The 19,123-nt window shown below is 41.8% G+C and carries 15 protein-coding genes; 10 read left to right on the top strand and 5 right to left on the bottom strand.

What is annotated here, in order from left to right; all coding sequences use genetic code 11:
- Positions 1-235: 235 nt before the first annotated feature.
- The 6 genes from FQ608_RS01565 (at position 236) to FQ608_RS01540 (ending at position 7,579) form a co-directional block, all read left to right on the top strand.
- Positions 236-2,389 carry an alpha-glucuronidase family glycosyl hydrolase gene (locus FQ608_RS01565; protein ID WP_158856042.1) on the top strand — a complete coding sequence of 718 codons (2,154 nt, stop codon included), beginning with the start codon at positions 236-238 and terminating at the stop codon, positions 2,387-2,389.
- A gap of 99 nt (positions 2,390-2,488) precedes the next feature.
- The gene (locus FQ608_RS01560; protein WP_158856041.1) at positions 2,489-2,932 is read left to right on the top strand and encodes a DinB family protein; all 444 of its coding nucleotides are present in this window, start codon (positions 2,489-2,491) and stop codon (positions 2,930-2,932) included.
- Between the two features lie 32 nt (positions 2,933-2,964).
- Positions 2,965-3,822 (top strand): N-acetylmuramoyl-L-alanine amidase-like domain-containing protein, encoded by an 858-nt coding sequence (locus tag FQ608_RS01555; RefSeq protein WP_234364005.1) that lies wholly within the window; start codon positions 2,965-2,967, stop codon positions 3,820-3,822.
- Positions 3,823-3,966: 144 nt separating this feature from the next.
- Complete coding sequence (locus FQ608_RS01550) at positions 3,967-5,049, top strand: hypothetical protein (protein WP_158856040.1); 1,083 nt, start codon at positions 3,967-3,969, stop codon at positions 5,047-5,049.
- Between the two features lie 204 nt (positions 5,050-5,253).
- A complete protein-coding gene (locus FQ608_RS01545) occupies positions 5,254-6,093 on the top strand; it encodes an alpha/beta hydrolase (RefSeq protein ID WP_158856039.1) in 840 nt (279 codons plus the stop codon).
- Between the two features lie 355 nt (positions 6,094-6,448).
- Positions 6,449-7,579: a PAS domain-containing sensor histidine kinase gene (locus FQ608_RS01540; RefSeq protein ID WP_158856038.1), complete on the top strand. Its 1,131-nt coding sequence runs from the start codon at positions 6,449-6,451 to the stop codon at positions 7,577-7,579.
- 217 nt (positions 7,580-7,796) lie between these two features.
- Here the strand turns inward: FQ608_RS01540 and FQ608_RS01535 are convergent, their stop codons facing one another.
- Positions 7,797-8,204 carry a hypothetical protein gene (locus FQ608_RS01535; protein WP_158856037.1) on the bottom strand — a complete coding sequence of 136 codons (408 nt, stop codon included), beginning with the start codon at positions 8,202-8,204 and terminating at the stop codon, positions 7,797-7,799.
- A gap of 308 nt (positions 8,205-8,512) precedes the next feature.
- Positions 8,513-9,466 (bottom strand): zinc metalloprotease, encoded by a 954-nt coding sequence (locus tag FQ608_RS01530; RefSeq protein ID WP_158856036.1) that lies wholly within the window; start codon positions 9,464-9,466, stop codon positions 8,513-8,515.
- A gap of 339 nt (positions 9,467-9,805) precedes the next feature.
- Between FQ608_RS01530 and FQ608_RS01525 the strand changes: the two genes are divergently transcribed.
- The 4 genes from FQ608_RS01525 to FQ608_RS01510 all read left to right on the top strand — a co-directional run bounded on the left by FQ608_RS01525 (position 9,806) and on the right by FQ608_RS01510 (position 15,591).
- The gene (locus FQ608_RS01525; protein WP_158856035.1) at positions 9,806-10,981 is read left to right on the top strand and encodes a serine hydrolase domain-containing protein; all 1,176 of its coding nucleotides are present in this window, start codon (positions 9,806-9,808) and stop codon (positions 10,979-10,981) included.
- Positions 10,982-11,067: 86 nt separating this feature from the next.
- Positions 11,068-11,637: an RNA polymerase sigma factor gene (locus tag FQ608_RS01520; RefSeq protein ID WP_158856034.1), complete on the top strand. Its 570-nt coding sequence runs from the start codon at positions 11,068-11,070 to the stop codon at positions 11,635-11,637.
- Position 11,638: 1 nt separating this feature from the next.
- A complete protein-coding gene (locus tag FQ608_RS01515; RefSeq protein ID WP_158856033.1) occupies positions 11,639-12,367 on the top strand; it encodes a tetratricopeptide repeat protein in 729 nt (242 codons plus the stop codon).
- Complete coding sequence (locus tag FQ608_RS01510) at positions 12,364-15,591, top strand: CHAT domain-containing protein (RefSeq protein ID WP_158856032.1); 3,228 nt, start codon at positions 12,364-12,366, stop codon at positions 15,589-15,591. The genes FQ608_RS01515 and FQ608_RS01510 overlap by 4 nt, the downstream gene beginning before the upstream one ends.
- Positions 15,592-15,787: 196 nt before the next feature.
- Here FQ608_RS01510 and FQ608_RS01505 read toward each other — a convergent pair whose 3' ends face one another.
- The 3 genes from FQ608_RS01505 to FQ608_RS01495 form a co-directional block, all read right to left on the bottom strand.
- Positions 15,788-17,080, bottom strand: coding sequence for a hypothetical protein (locus FQ608_RS01505; RefSeq protein WP_158856031.1), 1,293 nt, complete (start codon positions 17,078-17,080; stop codon positions 15,788-15,790).
- Between the two features lie 32 nt (positions 17,081-17,112).
- Positions 17,113-18,642, bottom strand: a complete 1,530-nt coding sequence (locus FQ608_RS01500; RefSeq protein ID WP_158856030.1) for a cryptochrome/photolyase family protein — start codon at positions 18,640-18,642, stop codon at positions 17,113-17,115.
- Between the two features lie 146 nt (positions 18,643-18,788).
- The gene (locus FQ608_RS01495; RefSeq protein WP_234364004.1) at positions 18,789-19,028 is read right to left on the bottom strand and encodes a hypothetical protein; all 240 of its coding nucleotides are present in this window, start codon (positions 19,026-19,028) and stop codon (positions 18,789-18,791) included.
- Positions 19,029-19,123 lie beyond the last annotated feature (95 nt).

Genomic DNA, 19,123 nt, shown 5'->3' with positions numbered 1-19,123 from the left:
GCTTTTACTGAGCTCTGGGATTAGCATCGCAAAGCAAAATCGGGCTTTGCGCAAAACGATCGCAAAGATTGTGGAAGGTTAGGCCGAAAAGTGGGTTAGGGTATATCAATAGAGTTGAATCCCCGGGCTATTAAATTGGCAACCACTCTAGGGATTTAAATTAAAAACTTCTAATTTGTGTCAATGTCGGAAGATTTGGATTTTTCCGAAATGTTGTCATATCAAACCTATATCTATGTTTACACGTTTCCTAAAATCTCTCTTTTTCGCATGTTTTTTTGTGCTATTGGTTTTTACCGCCACCGCCAATGACGGCTATAAACTTTGGCTGCAATATGCACCGTTTGAAACCCATACCGAGGCCCATTATTACCATGAATATCTATCCGATATCAGCTTGGTCGGCCAATCTCCCACCCATGAGGTGATTAGTAAGGAATTTCAGCTGGCAACGGAGGGGTTCTTTAAAGGATCACTTACACCCAGAATCGATTCGTCAGGCAATGGGAAGATTTGGGTAGGGAAGATTTCGGATCTACCGGTAAAAATTTCACGTTCATTTAAAGATCAGTTAGAGAAAATTGGTGACCAAGGTTATCTGCTCCTCTATGTGAGCGGTCAAGTGATCGTAACCGCCAAAAAAGATGTCGGTTTACTATATGGTACTTTTGCTTTGCTAAAAGCCATTCAAACACGGGAGAGATTGGATGAATTGGATCGATTGGAAAATCCCAAAATACAGACCCGCATGCTGAACCATTGGGACAACCTGAACCGGACGGTGGAGCGGGGTTATGCGGGGTTTAGCATCTGGAACTGGCACCGTCTGCCAAACCACATCGACAAGCAATATATTGATTATGCCCGTGCCAATGCCTCTTTGGGCATTAATGCCACTTCTATTACGAATGTTAATGCAAATGCTTTGGTGCTCACACCAATTTATTTGGAGAAGGCTGCCGCTATTGCAGATGCCTTTCGTCCTTATGGAATCAAATTATATTTGACAGCTAGGTTTAGTGCGCCGATGGAGCTGGATAAGCTGCCTACTGCAGATCCGCTGGATCCAGCGGTGCAGGCGTGGTGGAAGGACAAAGCAAAGGAAATCTACGAATACATTCCAGACTTTGGAGGATTTGTGGTAAAAGCAGACTCTGAAGGACAACCCGGCCCGCACAACTACGGCCGCACCCAAGCTGACGGCGCAAATTTGCTGGCGGAAGCCCTGCAACCGTTCGGAGGGCTTGTCATGTGGCGGGCCTTTGTCTATAGTGAAAATACACCAACCGACCGGACAAAACAGGCTTATGATGAGTTTAAGCCGCTGGATGGGAAGTTTTTGGATAATGTTATCGTGCAGGTGAAAAACGGTCCTTTGGATTTCCAGCCCCGGGAGCCTTTCCACCCTTTATTCGGAGCAATGCCTGAAACTCCGTTGATGATGGAGTTTCAAATTACAAAAGAGTATCTGGGGCAAGATACCCACTGGGTTAACTTGGCTTCTCTTTGGAAAGAAGTGTTGCAAGCTGATACCTATGCCAAGGGGCAGGGGAGTACGATAAGTAAGGTGCTGGACGGAAGTCTCCATGGATACAAACACACGGCGATCACTGGCGTGGCCAATATCGGAACAGACCGAAATTGGACTGGGCACCCAACGGCTCAGGCTGACTGGTACAGTTATGGCCGATTAGCGTGGGATCCGCATACGGATATTGGTCAAATTGCCGAGGACTGGTTGAAAATGACCTTTACTACCGATGCTACATTTGTCTCTACCGCAAAAAATATCATGCTAAAATCCCATTCCATCGCAGTGGATTATATGACCCCACTGGGTCTACACCATATTATGGCAAGGAGCCACCATTGGGGGCCAGGCCCTTGGGTGACAGGAGGACGAAGGGATGACTGGACAGCAACTTATTATCACCGGGCTTCGGAAGACGGAATCGGTTTTGACCGGACTTCGGCGGGCAGCAATGCCTTGGAGCAGTATAACCCCGCAGTGCAAAAACAATGGCAAGATTTGGAAAGCACTTCATTGGATTACCTGCTTTGGTTCCACCGGGTACCTTGGGATAAGGAACTGTCTTCCGGAAATACCTTATGGATGGAAATGGCCCTTCGTTACCAGCGGGGTGTGGAAGGTGCAAGGTGGATGCAGGCCGAATGGGATTCAATCGAAGGAAAAATCGATGAAGAGCGGTTCGGACATATTCGGTCATTTTTGAAAATTCAGGTCAGCGAAGCGGAATGGTGGCGGGACGCCTGCCTGCTTTATTTCCAGCAGTTTGCCCAGCAGCCATTGCCTGAAGGGGTGGAGGCACCGGAAAAGGATTTGGAGTATTATATGGGATTTAGGAGGTTTTTCGTACCGGGAATTTGATAATTTTGACCAAAGGGATGGTAAGAATGTAGGACTAAATCAAACTAAATCTGATAATCCCTGAATCATAGATCCAAAAATATAACTCTATATAAACATATGAAGGAATTTTTCAAAGAGCTCTTTGCGTACGGCCACCATTCCAATCAGCGATTATGGGAGGCCATGATGGAAAACCGGGGTATAGTACCTGAAAAATCTATTAAACTATTCAACCATATCCTCAACGCCCATCAGATTTGGAATACCCGGATCGATCAGAAAGATGCTGCATTTGGCGTATGGGAAAGCCGTGAAATTTCTGGCGAGAAGGAGATCGATCAACAAAATTATACTAATACCCTCACCATACTGGATATCTATGAATTAGAGAGCGTCGTTCAATATACCAATTCCACTGGTAAGGCGTTTACCAATAGCGTACGGGAAATTCTATTCCACTTAGTTAATCATTCCACCTATCACCGGGGACAGATCGCCAGCGACTTTAGGCAGAATAGCTTGGAGCCTTTGGTTTCAGATTACATTAAGTTTAAAAGATAGCCATTATTGTAAAACGTCAATTGTCTAGAAATTTGAAACATATAGCCGGATTCTTTTTCACACTAATTTTAATTTTGCCCTTTTGGGTGGAAGGGCAAACAGTTTGTACCCCTGAAAGCCGGGCTCGACTTGATACCGTTTTAATTCGGCTTTCCGAGATGGACGTTTCCAACCATCCCATAAGCGAACTGACAGTGGAAATTGGTAGCTGGTTTCTCCAGACACCTTATGTGGAGAAAACTTTGGAGCTTCCCGGTAAGGAAAAACTGGTCGTGAATTTGATGGGATTGGACTGCACCACTTTCGTTGAAACGGTTGTGGCACTGACTCGCATTGCCACCCGCGGAGATTTTACGGTTGAGTCCTACGAGCGGGAATTGGAATTGATCAGGTACAAAAAGGGGAAGCTCGGGGAGTATCCGTCGAGGCTACACTATTTCTCAGACTGGATTTTTATAAATCAGGAGAAGGGTATACTGTTGGATGTAACCAAGGAAATTGGCGGGAAACGCTATGAAAATTCGCCTTCCTTTATGTCCTCCAACCCCAAATTTTATGCGCAATTAAGTAATCCCGATTATGTGGCAGAGCTTCGGGAGGCTGAGGCTGTCATTGGTTCTCGTGCCTACTATTATATCCCAAAAGCAGATATCAGTAAATACGAACATGAAATACAGTCCGGGGACTTGATAGCGATCACCACATCCATTCCAAACTTGGATATTGTGCATGTGGGCATTGCGATAGAGAAGGATGGGAGGATACACCTTCTGCACGCAAGCACAGGTTCGATGGAGGTGGAAGTTTCTCAAAAGCCACTCCATGATTACCTTAGCGGCAATAAATCGCAATCCGGAATTATGGTAGCAAGGTTAGTAAGCGAAAATTGAATAGGATTTACATACTATGTAACAAAGCAGAACAATGCATTTTCTTCGTGGAGGGGTTATTTCCTCTGTCTGAAATTTATGTAATTTGTTTTTTGTTAATTGACGAATAAGTTCCGATTTTTATCTTTTCAGCAATTGATTCCCATGGCAAAAACTAATAAAGACAATATCCAAAAAGGTAAAGACCGGGAAAAAAATCTCAGTCATTTAAGAAACCGGGGGGAAGAAATTTTCCATTTGGATAAGGAATTGGCTTTTTCACGGGATGAAAAAGGGAAACGATTACTGATAACCCATTTGGACAAGGGTCTAATTGTAGAATTGGACGTTCCCTTTGATGAGGAATTTGCGGTTGAAATGGTGAAGATGGATAAGGATCGAGATGGCTTTACCATGTCTGGTCCGCAGGGTGAGGTTTGGTTTGATCTGGAAAGTTGCTGGCAGCTTGCAGAACCGCTGGAAATACCAAGGCTTTCACCTTTTCCGGAGATCATGATCGATCAGGAAATGCCGTTTTCCATCTATCAGGAAATGGATGAATTAACCATTGAATGTCCCCTATCACTTGCGGGTGAAATTCAACTAAAGGTTGGTGAAATGGGCCTGCTTCATTTTGGGAGTGTTTTTAAATTCCAATGTTATCCCAATACCGAAAATGCTGAGATTGACTATATAATGCCCGTTCCCCTAAAGGAAAATCCGAATCCATTTAAGAACCAATCAGAATTAACTACAGCAAGCGATTTTACTGGTGAAGAGTTGTTGATGAATGAAATTGCCAACGAGGTATTAGAAGAGGTATTGGATGGGGTATTCGACGAGGATGAAGATGAATTGGGAATACAACTCGATCGGTTACATTTTAAATGGACAATGCAGGGCATGTGTTTTGAGTGTGAGACGGATAATGTTAGCTTTAGTTTTTCCAATCAGGCTTCCTTATGGGGAGTGGAGGCTGATGAGTTTCTCGATACGGTTTTGATAGAATCGGATTCATTTGCTAAAGATGATATCCGCGTAATGGTGGATTATTTCCGAACTTATGAGGGAGATGAGATAATGAGGACTATTCATCAGGAATTGGCCGGATTTCTAAATCATCCCGATTGGAACTCCTTTCTGAAGTGGAGTTACGATGGGACTTTTACAACAATTGAATTGCGAAAAATCTTGGAAAATATACTTCGCCATTCAACCGAATATATGGAGGAACTTGGATTAGACTAAATCGGTTGGGAGATAGCTCTTTAAACGCACAAACCTTCCAGGTGTTGCTGATAATCAGCTTGTTGTTCAAATTTACGTGGGAAACCTGGAAGGTTTTTCTTCTTAAGGACCATATCGTTGCAGGAAAATGCCTCTGATTTTAGGTAATTACCAAATTATCAATCAAATCAACGAGATTATTTTTGTTTACTTTATACATTTGTCATGAAAAAAATAGCTTTATTTTTCTTCCTTCCTTTTTTTATTTTCTCCTGCTCCCTTACGGATTCTATTCCTGAACCGGATTTGCCGCTGGAATATACGGCGTTGGCCAATGTATCCTATGGAAGTCAACCTCGTCAAGTGTATGACATTTATTTACCCGCAGACCGTACTTCTTCCACCAAAACCATGATTCTCATTCATGGAGGTGGATGGAATTCGGGATCTAATACGGATATGAACGCTTTCAGGGATTTCCTACAGGAGCAATTTCCCGAGCTAGCCGTGGTAAACATGAACTATCGGTTGGCCGGACCAAGCCTATCTCCCTATCCCATGCAGATCGAAGATATCACTTCTGTAGTTAACGATCTACGGGAGAAGAAAGGTGAATATACAATTGGGGAGGAAATCGGATTTATCGGAGCGAGTGCCGGAGGGCATTTGGCATTGCTGTGGAGCTATGGGTATGATACCCGGAAGCAGGTGGAGATGGTGTGCAGCATTGTTGGCCCCACCAACCTTACGGATGGGGCCTATTTAAGCAGTACCAATCAGGAGCTGGAGGAAATGTTGGACCAGTTTGGATTTACCGAAAGCCAGTTGGAAACAGCTAGTCCCCTTCATCGTGTTGGTGCGGATGCGCCTCCTACGATTTTGTTCTATGGTGGGAAGGACCCCCTGATTCCCAATTCACAAGGAATGGACCTGCGGGATAGGTTGGAGGAGCTCGACGTTCCCCACGCTTTCTACTTTTACCCCAACGAAGGGCACGGCTGGATAGGCCTGAACCTGTTGGATTCGATTGTAAAGCTGCGGGCGTTTATGCGGGATTATATTTAAGAGGTTTGGAAGGAGATTTTATTCAGGAAGGAGCTCATTATTGACTCATAGTCTGCATCTGTTATCAAATCATTTTTTCAGATTGAAGGTCGAGACGGACTCTGGCTCAATAGTTGTATTACAGTCTCTTATAAATTGGAATTAGAAAGTTCATTGGTTAACCTTACCAAATGATGTTAATTTCAAAGAATTCACTTCCCTCTAAAAGCATCTTTAAATGTGATTCTAATTAGAATTCAGCAATGTTTCAAGTAGGTTTTTCGGTATCCTAAAATATCATATTAGCCTTTTAAAATTAAATTAAGTTTAGAGGGATATTGTTAATTGATATTAATCAGCAAAACTAAATTACTTTATGCCTTTAAAACAAGGATTGTCTGCTGTATCAAATAATAAAGTAACCCAGACCCAAAAAGACAATGCTTGTTATAAGTCAATAGTTGAAAATAACTCATTTTTTATCGTTAAAACCGATCTTCAAGGTAATTATACCTATATGAATCCTTATTTTTGCGAGATTCATAACATAATTACCGGGGATTATTTGGGCAAAGAATCGCTTAGTCTTATCGTACCAGAGGACCATGTTAGTTGTATAGAGACTGTTCAAAAGTGTTTTGCGGAACCCAATGTTTCACACTGGGTAAATTTAAAAAAACCATGCCCAAATGGGGAACTTTCTACCCGTTGGGAGTTTAAATTGATAAAAGACCCAAATGGCAACCCTATTGAAATTCTTTGTGTCGGACATGATATAACCCCCCTAATTCTTAAGCAGGAAGAACTGCAAAATTTGGTAGACATCACTTCCAAACAAAACCAACGCCTTAAAAATTTCGCATACATCATCTCTCATAACATCCGTTCACATGTTGCCAACATTATCGGAATATTAGAAGCTGAAGACTTGATGAAAAATGTGGAAGAAAGTAAGTTGGCATGGAGCATTTTGAAAGAGAGTGCTATTAGCCTCGATGACACGTTACATAATTTGAATGATATTGTGAGCATACAATCCTCTACCAACCTTCCTTTCAGACCTATATCGGTTTATCGGGAAATAAACCGGGTTGTTCGAAGTATACAGGTTATTGTAGACCAAGGGGAGTCTACCATAAACTATAATTTTGGTAACGAAGAAATCGTCAAGTCCAACCCGGCATATTTTGAAAGCATTGTCTTAAACCTGTTAACTAATTCGTTAAAATACAAGTGTCCCTCCCGGCCCTTAGTGATCGATATAGGTTTGGAGAAGCAAGGAAAATACCGGTTGTTGGATTTTAAGGATAATGGAGTGGGCATCAACCTAGAAAAACATAAAGAGGACGTATTTGGGATGTACAAAAGATTCCATAGCAACATAGATGGGAGGGGTCTGGGTCTTTTTATTATGAAAACCCAAATCGAGGCGATGAATGGGAAAATTGAAGTAGAAAGCGAAGTGGGGGTCAGTACTACATTTAAGCTTTATTTTCCTGAAAAATAACTCTTGTAGATTGCGGAGATAACTTTAAAATGTTTGTGCGTCTGCCATAGCAAAAACAGTAGTTGTTTTCGCCAATTTATTCATAACAAAAAAAATTACAAAGTGGAGCATTTTAGCCCCACCTTAAATTTTCTCATCTCCTTTCAACAGTAAACCTTCCTTGAACTACTTCCAACTCTTCACCCGTCTGGGGGGCGAGGATGGTAAATTCAAAATCCTACCTTGCGGCTACAGCAAGGTTATTGGCAAACCGCATTTTGTAATAGGGCGCAACTTTTTTCTCGTTTATCAGGTCCAACGCATGTTGGTGAAGAGGAATGGCCTGTGCGTATCGGGAATGATATCGGTGCAGCAGACCCAAATTGTCCAAGCTTTCGGCCCAAAGCAGGATATCCCCATAGGATTCAGCCAGGTCGGCAGCTCTTTGTGCATACAAAAAATCATCTTCATCGTTAGCATTTTCCCGATGAATTTGCCGGGATAGTTGGATCAATGTTTTTATTTTGACAGAATCATTTTCCAGCAGATCGATGGCATGCTTTAGACTGTCCAGATCTGTTTGTCCGAATGAATAAAAATGAAAAAAGTAGCCGAAAAAGAAAAAAACAATAAATTTATAAATCATTCAAATAAGTCTTTCACCCCCAAAATCCACCAACTCTTTATAGTTTTACGAAACTAATTCAATTTAGGCTATTTTTTTAAGTTTCATTTGATTTTTGTTGTTGGATTTGATGGGAATGATTTTGTGAAAAAGATAATCCAGGGGTTTTCCGAAAGTATTTTTAGAATTAGCGAAAAAGAGAATTTATTTCATAGATTTAATCATCTTGAAATTGTATTGATTTCAGAAAAGAAAACGATTTAACGATTACTTATATTAACACCCGGAACAAGGATATGCCCTTACTCCGGGTGTTTTTTTCTAAAACCTTATTTATTAGGCCAATTGGCCCAGTTGCTGCAATGTCCACCCAAATCGGTGCCCGAGATGCGGGTCTGTATGCCTGAGTACGCCGCATTCATGACCGCTCTAGGTGCAAATTGAATGTCTCCTTTCTTCTTGATAAAACCCTTGCCGAAATGAGCTTGACTAAGGCCATGTCCCATTTCATGTAATGCAACCGTCTCCACATCAATGGCGGAACCGTCATCGCTCCAAGAGAAATTGTCGTTATAATAAATTTCCCTTAATGCAACATCCCATTTGCCGTCCTGATTGGTATCTACTAAATTTCGGTCCCCATCTATCAATAAAAAGGTAAAGGTCACTCCCAGGATAAATCTAGAACCTCCGGGGGCAAGGTTTTCGAAAAAAGACCCCGGCATCCATCCAGCATGGTTCACGTCTGCTACGTAGGCGGGTTCTCCAGGAAACCCAAAAATCGCCGCAACGATTCCTATGGGTATAGGAATATTGGATACGCGATTTAATCCTAAATCGGAACACTTAACACTTTCCCAAGTTTTTACAACTCTTTTTAAGGCTGATTCGGTCTGTGAAAGGGAAATGCTGGATGAAGGTCTTGTTTGGTCCAAATAGTAAGAAATATCACTGGATCCATCCAAACTGGCAAATGGAGAAAAATCATCCTCCAATTGTTTATTTCCCCTATCGCTGAAAATGACCGTTGTTCCCTTTTGAGCACTTCCGGGTGCGGTAATATACTCCGCCTTATGTAAAACCAGGTTGTATACTGATTCATGCTGAATTCTTCCCATTGGATTAATGCTGCTCAGGCGAATTGGATCAAGATCCAGCTGTTTATAAACTACATCCTCGCCTACTACAAGAGAGGGATCAGCCTCATTTAGGGCTTGGTCAGTCTGGCAGGAAGTCAACCAGAGTCCGCTGACAATAAATGAATACACAATAATGCTTTTCATACTTTTTATTATTTTGGGTTAGATAAAATTTAGTTTGATAGAAAACAATGAAATCTAATAAAATTGTTTACATACTCAATATGGTTTAGATTTTTTTTTTAAAATTTTATATTTAAAAATAAAATGTACGAGATAATAAGGCATCAATATCAAAAAATACAATTTTAATATAATTCTCCCTGTCCAAAGTACTTAGAAATTCAAGAGAAAATGAAAAGTAAAAACAAACTGTTTTTTTGGGTATTTATTCCGGTTGGATTGGTTTTGATTTAAAAAATACTTTGATGACATCCCCCCGCCGTTTCCGATGGTATAATAAAACGACTTAACTGCATACCTATGAAAAATTTTCTAAACCAATGGATTTTATGTTTAGCACTTGTGCTTCTTTCCTGTGATACGGATAGGGAGGAACCCGCGCCGGAGATTAGACAGGAAAGCATCTCGGCAATTGACAGCAGGATGGGGGATATGATGAATGAATTTTATTTTCCCGGGATTTCCATTGCCATTGCTAAAAACGGGAAACTCGTGTACGCCAGAGGATACGGCACCGCCAATCAACAAACTGAGGAGGCGGTGACTCCTGAAAGTATATTCCGATATGCCAGTTTTGCAAAAACCATTACAGGGATTGCTGTAATGAAATTGGTTCAAGACAATAAACTTTCCCTGGAGGATAAAGTGTTCGGTGCCGATGGAATTTTGGGAATGGAATATGGGACCAAAACGTATTCCAATAGAATAACAGCCATTACGGTCGACCATTTGTTGCACCATGTTCCAGGGGGATGGAGGAATTTTATGGATGACCCTGTCTTTGATGGACCTGCCAATTTATCAAGAGATGAGTTGATTTCGTGGGGACTCGACAATGTACCTTTGGCAACTAATCCCGGATCAACCTACCACTATTCCAATTTTGGTTACCTGATACTGGGAAGAATAATCGAGAAAGCAAGTGGCAAATCGTATGGGGAGTATGTCAAGGAAGAAATATTGGACAGAGTTGGTGCGACAAGTACCTTTTTGGCACGTAATGGCAAAAATGAAAAGAGATCAAAAGAAGTGGAATACTACAGCCAGGACAGCACCGATCCCTATACGTCCACTGCTTACAATATCGAAAGAGGAGATGCTACGGCAGGATGGGTAAGTACACCAAGTGATATTGCAAGAATACTATCTTCGGTAGACTTACAGCCTGGAAGGCCGAATTTGCTCAACCAACAACTAAATAATCTTCGGGGCACTCCGCTCAGCAATTCGGGAAGTTATGGAAAGGGAGTTTACAGATTCAATCACCCCGAATTAGGGGAGGTGCATTGGCATGATGGACTCTGGCCTGGTTCCCAATCCTTATCTGTTTCCAAAAAAGGGGAATTCTGTATATCCGTGGTTATGAATTCCGGGGTCTTTCAAAACTACACGCAGTCAATGAATAATATAGCAGGTACCCTTTTCGAAATCATGATGGATGATACGATTGAATACCAAGATATAGATCAGTTTTAAGCTTCAAAGAAAAAAACCGACTAATTTTAAATAAAAGGTTGGGACAAACAGCATTTAATTGTATATTTCTGCATTAATCGGGAGATATGCGGGAATATATTTTTAAGAAGTACAGTCAGGCGGAGATAATTGCGGGGGTCAGGGAAAACGATTCCGAGGTGCTTAGGTGGCTTTATAAATCCCAGTATCCAAAGGTGGAACAATATGTAACTGCAAACCGGGGAGACTCGGACCAAGCAAAGGATATCTTTCAAGAGGCGTTTGTAGCCGTTTGGAAAAAACTTAAATCAGAAGATTTTATTCCACAAAACGGAACGGCAGTCACCGGATTTCTCTATCAAATAGCCAAAAACAAATGGCTGGATAAACTTAATTCCACAAAACATAAAAATACTGTTCCCCTTGAAACTTATCACGAAGTAAAAGAAGAGGAGAATGAAGACAGGGAGTTTAAATTTAAACATATAGAGGCTTCATTTAAGAAACTTGGAGGGAATTGCAAGGAGCTGCTTACACGGTTTTACTTCGAAAAGCAGTCCATGGCAAAAATAGCCCAGGCTTTTGACTGGACAGAGGCAACTGCCCGGAATAACAAATACCGATGTATTCAGCGGCTTAGAGAAAATTTGGATACCAAAACTAAACACAGCATTTAAGGTGAGTAACCAAACCAATATATCGCAGGAAGAATTTGAACGGTTCGAAAGCTATTTTCTCAACGAAATGCCTGTTGATGACAGGTTCGATTTCGAAAAGGAACTGGAGACAAATAAAGCATTTTCCGCTAAATTCCAGTCTGCCAAAGCTATTTTGGAAGGTATCGAAGAAAACGCTCTGAGGGAAAATTTGGAAAGTTTTCACCATGAATTAAGTGATAACGAAACCATTAAATCCAAAAGGTTTCCTTGGCTTGGTGTCGCTGCCTCCTTTATTCTGTTGTTGGGACTTTTTACCTGGGTGTTTTTAATCGGTCCCAATGAAGAAGAGCAGTTGTTTTTGACCCACTACCAACCCGACCCTGGCCTTGTCACCGCAATGGGAAGCAGTATGGAATACGAATTTGACCGGGGAATGGTGGATTATAAACTGGGAGACTACGAAGCGGCAATAGTACGATGGGAAAAAATCATTCAAGAAAAGCCCGAAAACGATACCCTTCAGTATTTTCTTGGAGCAGCTCACTTGGATTTGAAAAATAGCGATAAGGCTCTATTTTATTTTGAGCGGGTATTGGAAGTGGAAACCAGTAAATTTACAGATGAAGCTACCTGGTATTTGGGTTTAATCTATTTGTTGAAAAGGGATTTGGAACAGGCAAGAATAATGCTTGAAAAATCCAGTCATCCCGATGCCGAAAAGCTTCTCAAGAGTCTCCCTGAAAAATGAACCGCCTTTGCTTTATATGGCTATTTATCTCAATATACCCAATCTGTGGTGTGGCCCAAGATGTGGATGCCCAACTTTCATCAATACAGAAAGCACTCAGTGATGAAGATCCTGTATTGGCAAAAAGCATTTTTGATAGAGAAACCGAGCCTTATATATCCAACAGGGATTTTTTGAACCTAAGCTATTTTATCCCCTTTGCCGGCTATATTGCCGATGCCGAAATGGGGAGCCAAAGCGGAATGGATGCAGTACATTATTGGCTTGATTTCATCAAAAAGGAAAGTTCGGACCCAAGGGAATTAAGACAGGCTTATCTGGAAATTCACACATACTATATCAAAGCAGGAAAGCCGGCGATGGCCTATGAAGCCAATGAAACGGCATTGGCCTATACCAATCAGATTCCAGACCACAGGCCTGCGGAATGGGCCGTGATCGAAAGCAATTTGGGAGTTATATCCAATCAGATGGGAAATCCGGAAAAGGCCAGATCACATACCCTCAAAGCAAAGGAAGGCTACGAACAGGATCCTAAGACAAGTCCCGTAAATTATTTTAATTTACTCAATGACCTTGGAGCACGGTATTGGTTTTCAGCTATGTGGGATTCGGCAGAATATTATTGGCAGGAGGGAATCGAATATTTAGATAAAATGGAACCGACCCCGACCAACCAATATTATCGCAGGGCCATGATTGAAGGCAACCTTGGAGCGGTGTACGATGTCAAAGGTGAGGTGCGGGAAAGTATTCGGAGAGTCAAATCTTCCATTGCCAATACGCAATATTTCATTGACAATGCATTGGATGATCCAAAAAGAGAAAGGGCATTTTTATCGCTTTTTCATGGCTCAATGAATCTTGCTTTGGTTTATAAGAGCATTGGTAATTATCAGGAGGCATTAAGGCTCCAGGAACATACCCTGAAAGCTAAGGAAAAATTTTTTCCCCCAGGACATCCTGAAATCACGGAAAGTTTGATTCATGTGGGACAAACGCACCGATTTGTCAGCAATTACGGGGAAGCCAAAGTCTTCCTTGCCAAAGCCCTAAAGGAATTGGAGAAGGCTGATGGAGACTATTATATGCAGTTTGCCGATGTTCATTATACCCTGGCTTTGATTCACGAAAGTGAAAAGAATATTTCCCTTGCGAAACACCATTATCTGATGGCCAAAGACCACTTTGAAAAAGCTTACCGGGAAAAGTTTGATTTTGTTTACCTAGATTTTTTAGGCAATGCCGCTGAGTTTTTTTCCAAAAACAATGAACCTCAATATGCGCTTAACTGGTCCAAGCTGGGTTTGGATTATATTTCCAAGGTAAACGGCCGCAGCTCAATGTCAGGGTTTTTACAGGTACTTAATCAGGGGCGGGTTTATTATAATTTGGGAGAGTTTCAAAACGCATTAATCCATGCCAATGAAAGCCTTACTATTCTGGATGAAAGATTGAATCAGGCTGAATCAGGCATTGATTCCATTCGAATAAATTACGACAAACCACAATCTATTCTACTTTCGGAAAAATCCCAATACGAATTAAACCCGGCAAAATCTATTGCCAATTTGGAGCATATCCTTAAAAGGCTTTTAGATGCAATGGAGATACTGGAAAAGAGAAAAAGCTATTTGTCAGAGAGCGAAGACCTCACTGTACTGGTAGCCCAAAACGAAGATTTGATGGACTTTATAAAGAAAATCCAGTTAGAGCTATATGAGAAGACGGGAGACAAAAAATATTTGGATGATTTAATAGCGGTTCAGGAAGCTAGTGTATATAGTCGCATCAGAACGCAGCTAAATCAACACACAGACATTCGCTTTGCAGGTGTTCCCAAAAACCTGCAAGATCAGGAGTCTCTACTCAAAAAGGAATTGAACGAGCTATTTGATGGAGGAGGTGATTTGAGTGAGTATCATAGATTAAGCAGTGAATGGGAGAGTTTTTTGGAAAAGTTGAGACTTGAATTTCCAGATTACTATCACATGCGCTATGCCGAAATCAGCCCTGAAAACATGGAAATTCCATTTGACGCACAGATTGTAAGGTATTTTTTTGTGGAGGAGAAATTAAAAGCCGTTGTTTTTTCCAACGGTAAAAAAAAGCTGTTCCACCTTGATTTTGATCCGGAACTCATTCCTGCTTTGCATGGCAACTGGGACAATCCTCGAGACCTGGGAAAAATCACACACGCACTTTATCAGCAGCTTTGGGAGCCATTTGCTTTAGAATTTGATAAAGATAGGGTTTTGGTTATTCCTTCCCGGGTTCTTTTTAATCTCAATTTCGACGTTTTGACTGAAAGTGACTTGGTGGATTATAGCGAGTATAGCTCAATTGGGTTATTGGGAAGGCATGATATTTCTTACCACTACAGCCTTCGGCTGCTGAATGGGGAAAGGCATAGTCCTATACCTACCAATTATATTGCCTTTGCCCCTGGGTTTATGGACTCGATGAAGGACAATTACCTGAATTCAGCCAAAGACTCGCTAAGCTTGGACAAGGCCTATCTTTCACTTTTGCCCCAACCTTTCTCCATACATTTGGCAAAACGTGCCTCCGAACTTTTCAGCGGTAAAAGTTATGTGTATGAGCAATCCACTCCCGAAGTATTCAGGAAGTATGCCGGCAACAATAAAATCATCCACATCGCAACCCATGCCGAATCCAACAATATCAGCCCGGCTTTTTCCAGGCTTATCTTTGCCAAATCCGATAAGCCAGAGGAGGACAACTCAGTATACGCCTATGAAATTTACAATACAGAAATGAAGGCTCATTTGACGGTATTGACTGCCTGCGAAACCGGAAAACCGATATATAAGCCTGGTGAAGGCATGATTTCTCTTGCGCATGCTTTCCAATATTCAGGTTCGGAAAGCCTGTTGACCTCTCTTTGGCGGATCGATGAAAAATCCAGTATGGAGATCACAGAACACTTTTTGGCATTTTTGTCAGAAGGAATGGCCAAAGACAAGGCACTGAAGCAGGCAAAGCTGAAATACCTTTCTGATGCAAATGGACGCACGCTCTCCCCGCAATATTGGGCAGGGTTGGTATTGATAGGAGATCCAGAACCTATAGAAGGATTGGGTCCAAATAAATTTTGGATGGCTTGGGTTTTTATTCTGTTGACACTGTCCGGAATAGTAGTCTATCTAGTCAGGAAAAAGAGAGGTAAATTTGGTAAAACTTCGGATTTGCATATTAAATAACGCAGGCGGTAGGGGCCACAATCCAAATTTACTCAATAGGTTACAGGCAATCGGAGGGATGGTAGAGGCGAAAAACACACTGAAGCCGGATTAAATTATAATTAAGGAATTAATGAAACAAAACCCGGGGAAAAATCTCGGTTTTTTGACTAGCTTTCTTCAAGCTAATGATATGCTATTGGCTGATAAATATACCTTACTCCAGCCGGATCTGATATTGCAGAATCACTGTACTCCTTCGATCTACTTGCTGAATACCATGCAGTGGGTTATGGTCAAAGACCGGACGGTTCTGAAATGCCAAACTTAGTTTGGACCGCTGCCCATCCAGCAGTAAGTTGATGCCTGCCTCGTAAAAGGTCATCGGTCCTTGTAATCCATCGTAATTTGCGTACTGGCCGGAAACGAAGGGTTGTATTTTCTCCGCACGCTTATCAAAACCAAAAAGGTACCCCAATTGAAAATAACCAATATGGCCTGTCCCGATTGCAGGAAAGGAATTGCCTGTGCCGCTGAAGGTACCTTCAGAATTGACCCCGCCGCCGACATTATTCAGTCCGATTACCCGGATATAATCCGGTCCTAAATCATAATAAAAATAGCCTGCATAGAAAGTCATGGCTTGTTTGTTTACCAACGGTAATTCTCCAAATATATCCAATGCAAACATGTTCATGGGAGTAATTACTGTATCTGCCGCAGCGTTCAGGTGCCACATTGCCCGCTGTTGAGTTTCAAACCCAGCTCCCAGTGCGAGCACTTTCTTAGTACCACCATAAGTTCCAACATGAAAGGGAGATACCAGGGATTCATGCTCAAAAAACTGATATTTAATGTACGCTGCGGTCTGCACCCCGCTTTTTACATAGGAGAAGCTGGATACTTGTCCGATTTGGGTGTTGGCAATAGGAGCATAGGGTCGACTAAAAATAAGTCGATAGTCCCAATGCTGCCATTGCCCGTTCACATAGGCACTGAGCTTCCGCAGGATATTGTCAGTCTGATTGATCGTGGGCATCACCACGGCAGGTACATCGAGCGTCAACATTCTGCCGGTATGTGGGGAAGCATATCGGGACACACCGTTCCATCCCGACTGTCCGCCACCGACTGTCAAGTATCGGTGTAGCTTGTGGTCGATATAGAAGTCAAGCAGACGGATTTCGCCGGAGCGGGCAGTGAGGTAATTGATGTTGTTTTGCCCGAGCGTTAGGGTCAGGTTGGTACGGTCATTAAGGCGGGCATAGGTTTGAAAACGAATTCTTCGCACTGAAATGTCAAAAAAACGGGAGGCTTCTTCTCCATTAATTATGGTACCCGGATTATTGTAATTGTAGCGCATCCAAACCTGCCCATTTACCCTAACGCCCGCATAGGAGGAACTGTCCGGTGTAAGGTAAATCCGGAGGGGCTTTAGCTGAGTTTGTGCCAGACTATCAAAACAAAGCCCAGTTAGAAAAAAAAGAAGGAGTACAATCCTGACGTTCATTAAAGGCAAATATAAGTTATTTGCCGTTTTGATTACAGTTTTTCCAAATTTGCCAGATATTCGTCGGCTTGGGCAAGGATTTTTTCACTGTCTTTCATCCGGTCCAAGGTACGGTAAACGAATCCAATGCGTGGATTACTCTCCAGTTTTCCCCTGTTTCTGGCGTAAAATGACCAGTATAAACTATTGAATGGGCAGGCCTTTTCTCCAAATTTTTTGGATTTGTTGTAATGGCAACTTGAACAATAATTGCTCATTTTGTCGATATAATTGGCACTTGATACGTAAGGTTTGGTACCGACAATTCCACCATCAGCATACTGACTCATCCCTCTGGTATTGGTTATCTCTACCCATTGTATGGCATCAATATAAATTCCCAAATACCACTCGTCCACTTCGTTAGGGTCTATCCCCGCCAATAAGGCAAAATTTCCCGTGACCATTAGCCGTTGGATATGATGGGCATATGCGTGATTCAAGGACTGGGTGATACTCTTGGACATACAGTTCATAAGGGTGTCACCAGACCAATAGTACCCGGGAAGATGTGTTTTGTGTCCAAAGAAGTTATGGTCTGCAAAATCCGGCATTTCAGCCCAATATATCCCCCGCATATATTCCCGCCACCCCAATATCTGTCGGATAAATCCTTCTACCTGGGCGATTCCGTATCTTTCTGGGTCTTGTTTCCACTTATTCTCCACTGCATGGATTACTTCCAGAGGGTGAAGAAGCTTTGTATTCAAGGCAAAACTCAACCTGCTATGAAATAGAAACGGATCATCAGTGTGCATGGCATCCTGATACCTGCCGAAAAATGGAAGCAATTCCTCACAAAAATAATTGAGCAATTCTATCCCTTCTTCACGGGTACACGGCCAATTCAATCCCTTATTTGAAATTTCACCGATGGTAGATACACCTGACTTTTCAACCATTTGATGCATCTGTTCCACCTTTTTTGGTTGATCTGGGTGGCCCACCAGTATGGAAGTATCCTTTAGTTTTGACCTGTTTTCCGCATCATAGTTCCAATTTCCGGTAGAAGGGTTTTCCCCATCCATCAGAATATCAAAATCCCGACGCATATGCCGGTAAAACGACTCCATCAAGTATGTCTTTTTGCCGCTAAAGAATTTTTTCAGGTCACTGCGTTGTGTCAAAAAATGCTCCGTATCGACAAATTCGGAAGAAATAGAAAGGCCTTTGGCATAATCTGTCAATTGGGTATCTAAGCGATACTCATCAGGGAGTTGGTATTCAAATTTGTCCCCGTCGTTCTCTTTTATAATCCAGTTCAGATTGTCGGTAAGCGTCTGGGTGTTTTTAGGATCATCCAACTGAAGGTATAGGATTTCATGCCCATTCGCCTTTAGCCGGTCTGAAAAGCCCCTCATCGCTGTAAAGAAAGCCAGAACCTTTTGTATGTGGTGGTGGGCATAATCCGTTTCCTGTCGGATTTCCATCATTACATACAGATTGTCTTTTGAAACATTTTGGTACCAACTATGAGAGCTATTTAGTTGGTCGCCTAAAATAAGACGGATGGTTTTTCCCATTTATCCAATACTATGATTCTGATTGAATAAGATAAAAGTATCCTAACTTGTTCAAAAAATAGCTAAGCTTTCCAAAAGTTTATTTGATAAATAAAGTTTAGCCCTTCCCTAAGAATACATAGGTTTTTGCTGTTTTTCAGTCATTATCATTTATTAAGAACTGTATTGTCCGTATCTAACAATTCGATATATTCGCCAAAATAGCTGTTAAAGGTTCTAAACAAATGGGGTAGATCACTACTTGTCATCTCCTTCATAATCTTCTGGTTATCCATTCCCAATGCCTCGCAAAGAGTCTCAGCATACTCCAAGAGATCTTCCCCTATCTTTTCCGCGTCATTTTGATCCAGTTGGATTTGCATTATTGCTTTTGATTTGATTGCCATTAGTGACATTTTGTTGCGTTTAATTTTTTGTCAAAGGAATCCTTACCACACTATTTAACTGGGTCAATTGAATTTGCCCGCTTTTACCCTTGTCT

Origin of the sequence: Lunatibacter salilacus, assembly GCF_009797935.1 — a bacterium.
In the GTDB taxonomy this organism is placed as follows: domain Bacteria; phylum Bacteroidota; class Bacteroidia; order Cytophagales; family Cyclobacteriaceae; genus Lunatibacter; species Lunatibacter salilacus.
This window is presented reverse-complemented; position numbering and strand designations above follow the sequence as displayed.

Coding starts and splice junctions, on each gene's coding strand:
- FQ608_RS01565 (WP_158856042.1), top strand. CDS start 236: ATGTTTACACGTTTCCTAAAATCTCTCTTTTTCGCATGTTTTTTTGTG.
- FQ608_RS01560 (WP_158856041.1), top strand. CDS start 2,489: ATGAAGGAATTTTTCAAAGAGCTCTTTGCGTACGGCCACCATTCCAAT.
- FQ608_RS01550 (WP_158856040.1), top strand. CDS start 3,967: ATGGCAAAAACTAATAAAGACAATATCCAAAAAGGTAAAGACCGGGAA.
- FQ608_RS01545 (WP_158856039.1), top strand. CDS start 5,254: ATGAAAAAAATAGCTTTATTTTTCTTCCTTCCTTTTTTTATTTTCTCC.
- FQ608_RS01540 (WP_158856038.1), top strand. CDS start 6,449: ATGCCTTTAAAACAAGGATTGTCTGCTGTATCAAATAATAAAGTAACC.
- FQ608_RS01535 (WP_158856037.1), bottom strand. CDS start 8,204: ATGATTTATAAATTTATTGTTTTTTTCTTTTTCGGCTACTTTTTTCAT.
- FQ608_RS01530 (WP_158856036.1), bottom strand. CDS start 9,466: ATGAAAAGCATTATTGTGTATTCATTTATTGTCAGCGGACTCTGGTTG.
- FQ608_RS01525 (WP_158856035.1), top strand. CDS start 9,806: ATGAAAAATTTTCTAAACCAATGGATTTTATGTTTAGCACTTGTGCTT.
- FQ608_RS01520 (WP_158856034.1), top strand. CDS start 11,068: ATGCGGGAATATATTTTTAAGAAGTACAGTCAGGCGGAGATAATTGCG.
- FQ608_RS01510 (WP_158856032.1), top strand. CDS start 12,364: ATGAACCGCCTTTGCTTTATATGGCTATTTATCTCAATATACCCAATC.
- FQ608_RS01505 (WP_158856031.1), bottom strand. CDS start 17,080: ATGAACGTCAGGATTGTACTCCTTCTTTTTTTTCTAACTGGGCTTTGT.
- FQ608_RS01500 (WP_158856030.1), bottom strand. CDS start 18,642: ATGGGAAAAACCATCCGTCTTATTTTAGGCGACCAACTAAATAGCTCT.
- FQ608_RS01495 (WP_234364004.1), bottom strand. CDS start 19,028: ATGGCAATCAAATCAAAAGCAATAATGCAAATCCAACTGGATCAAAAT.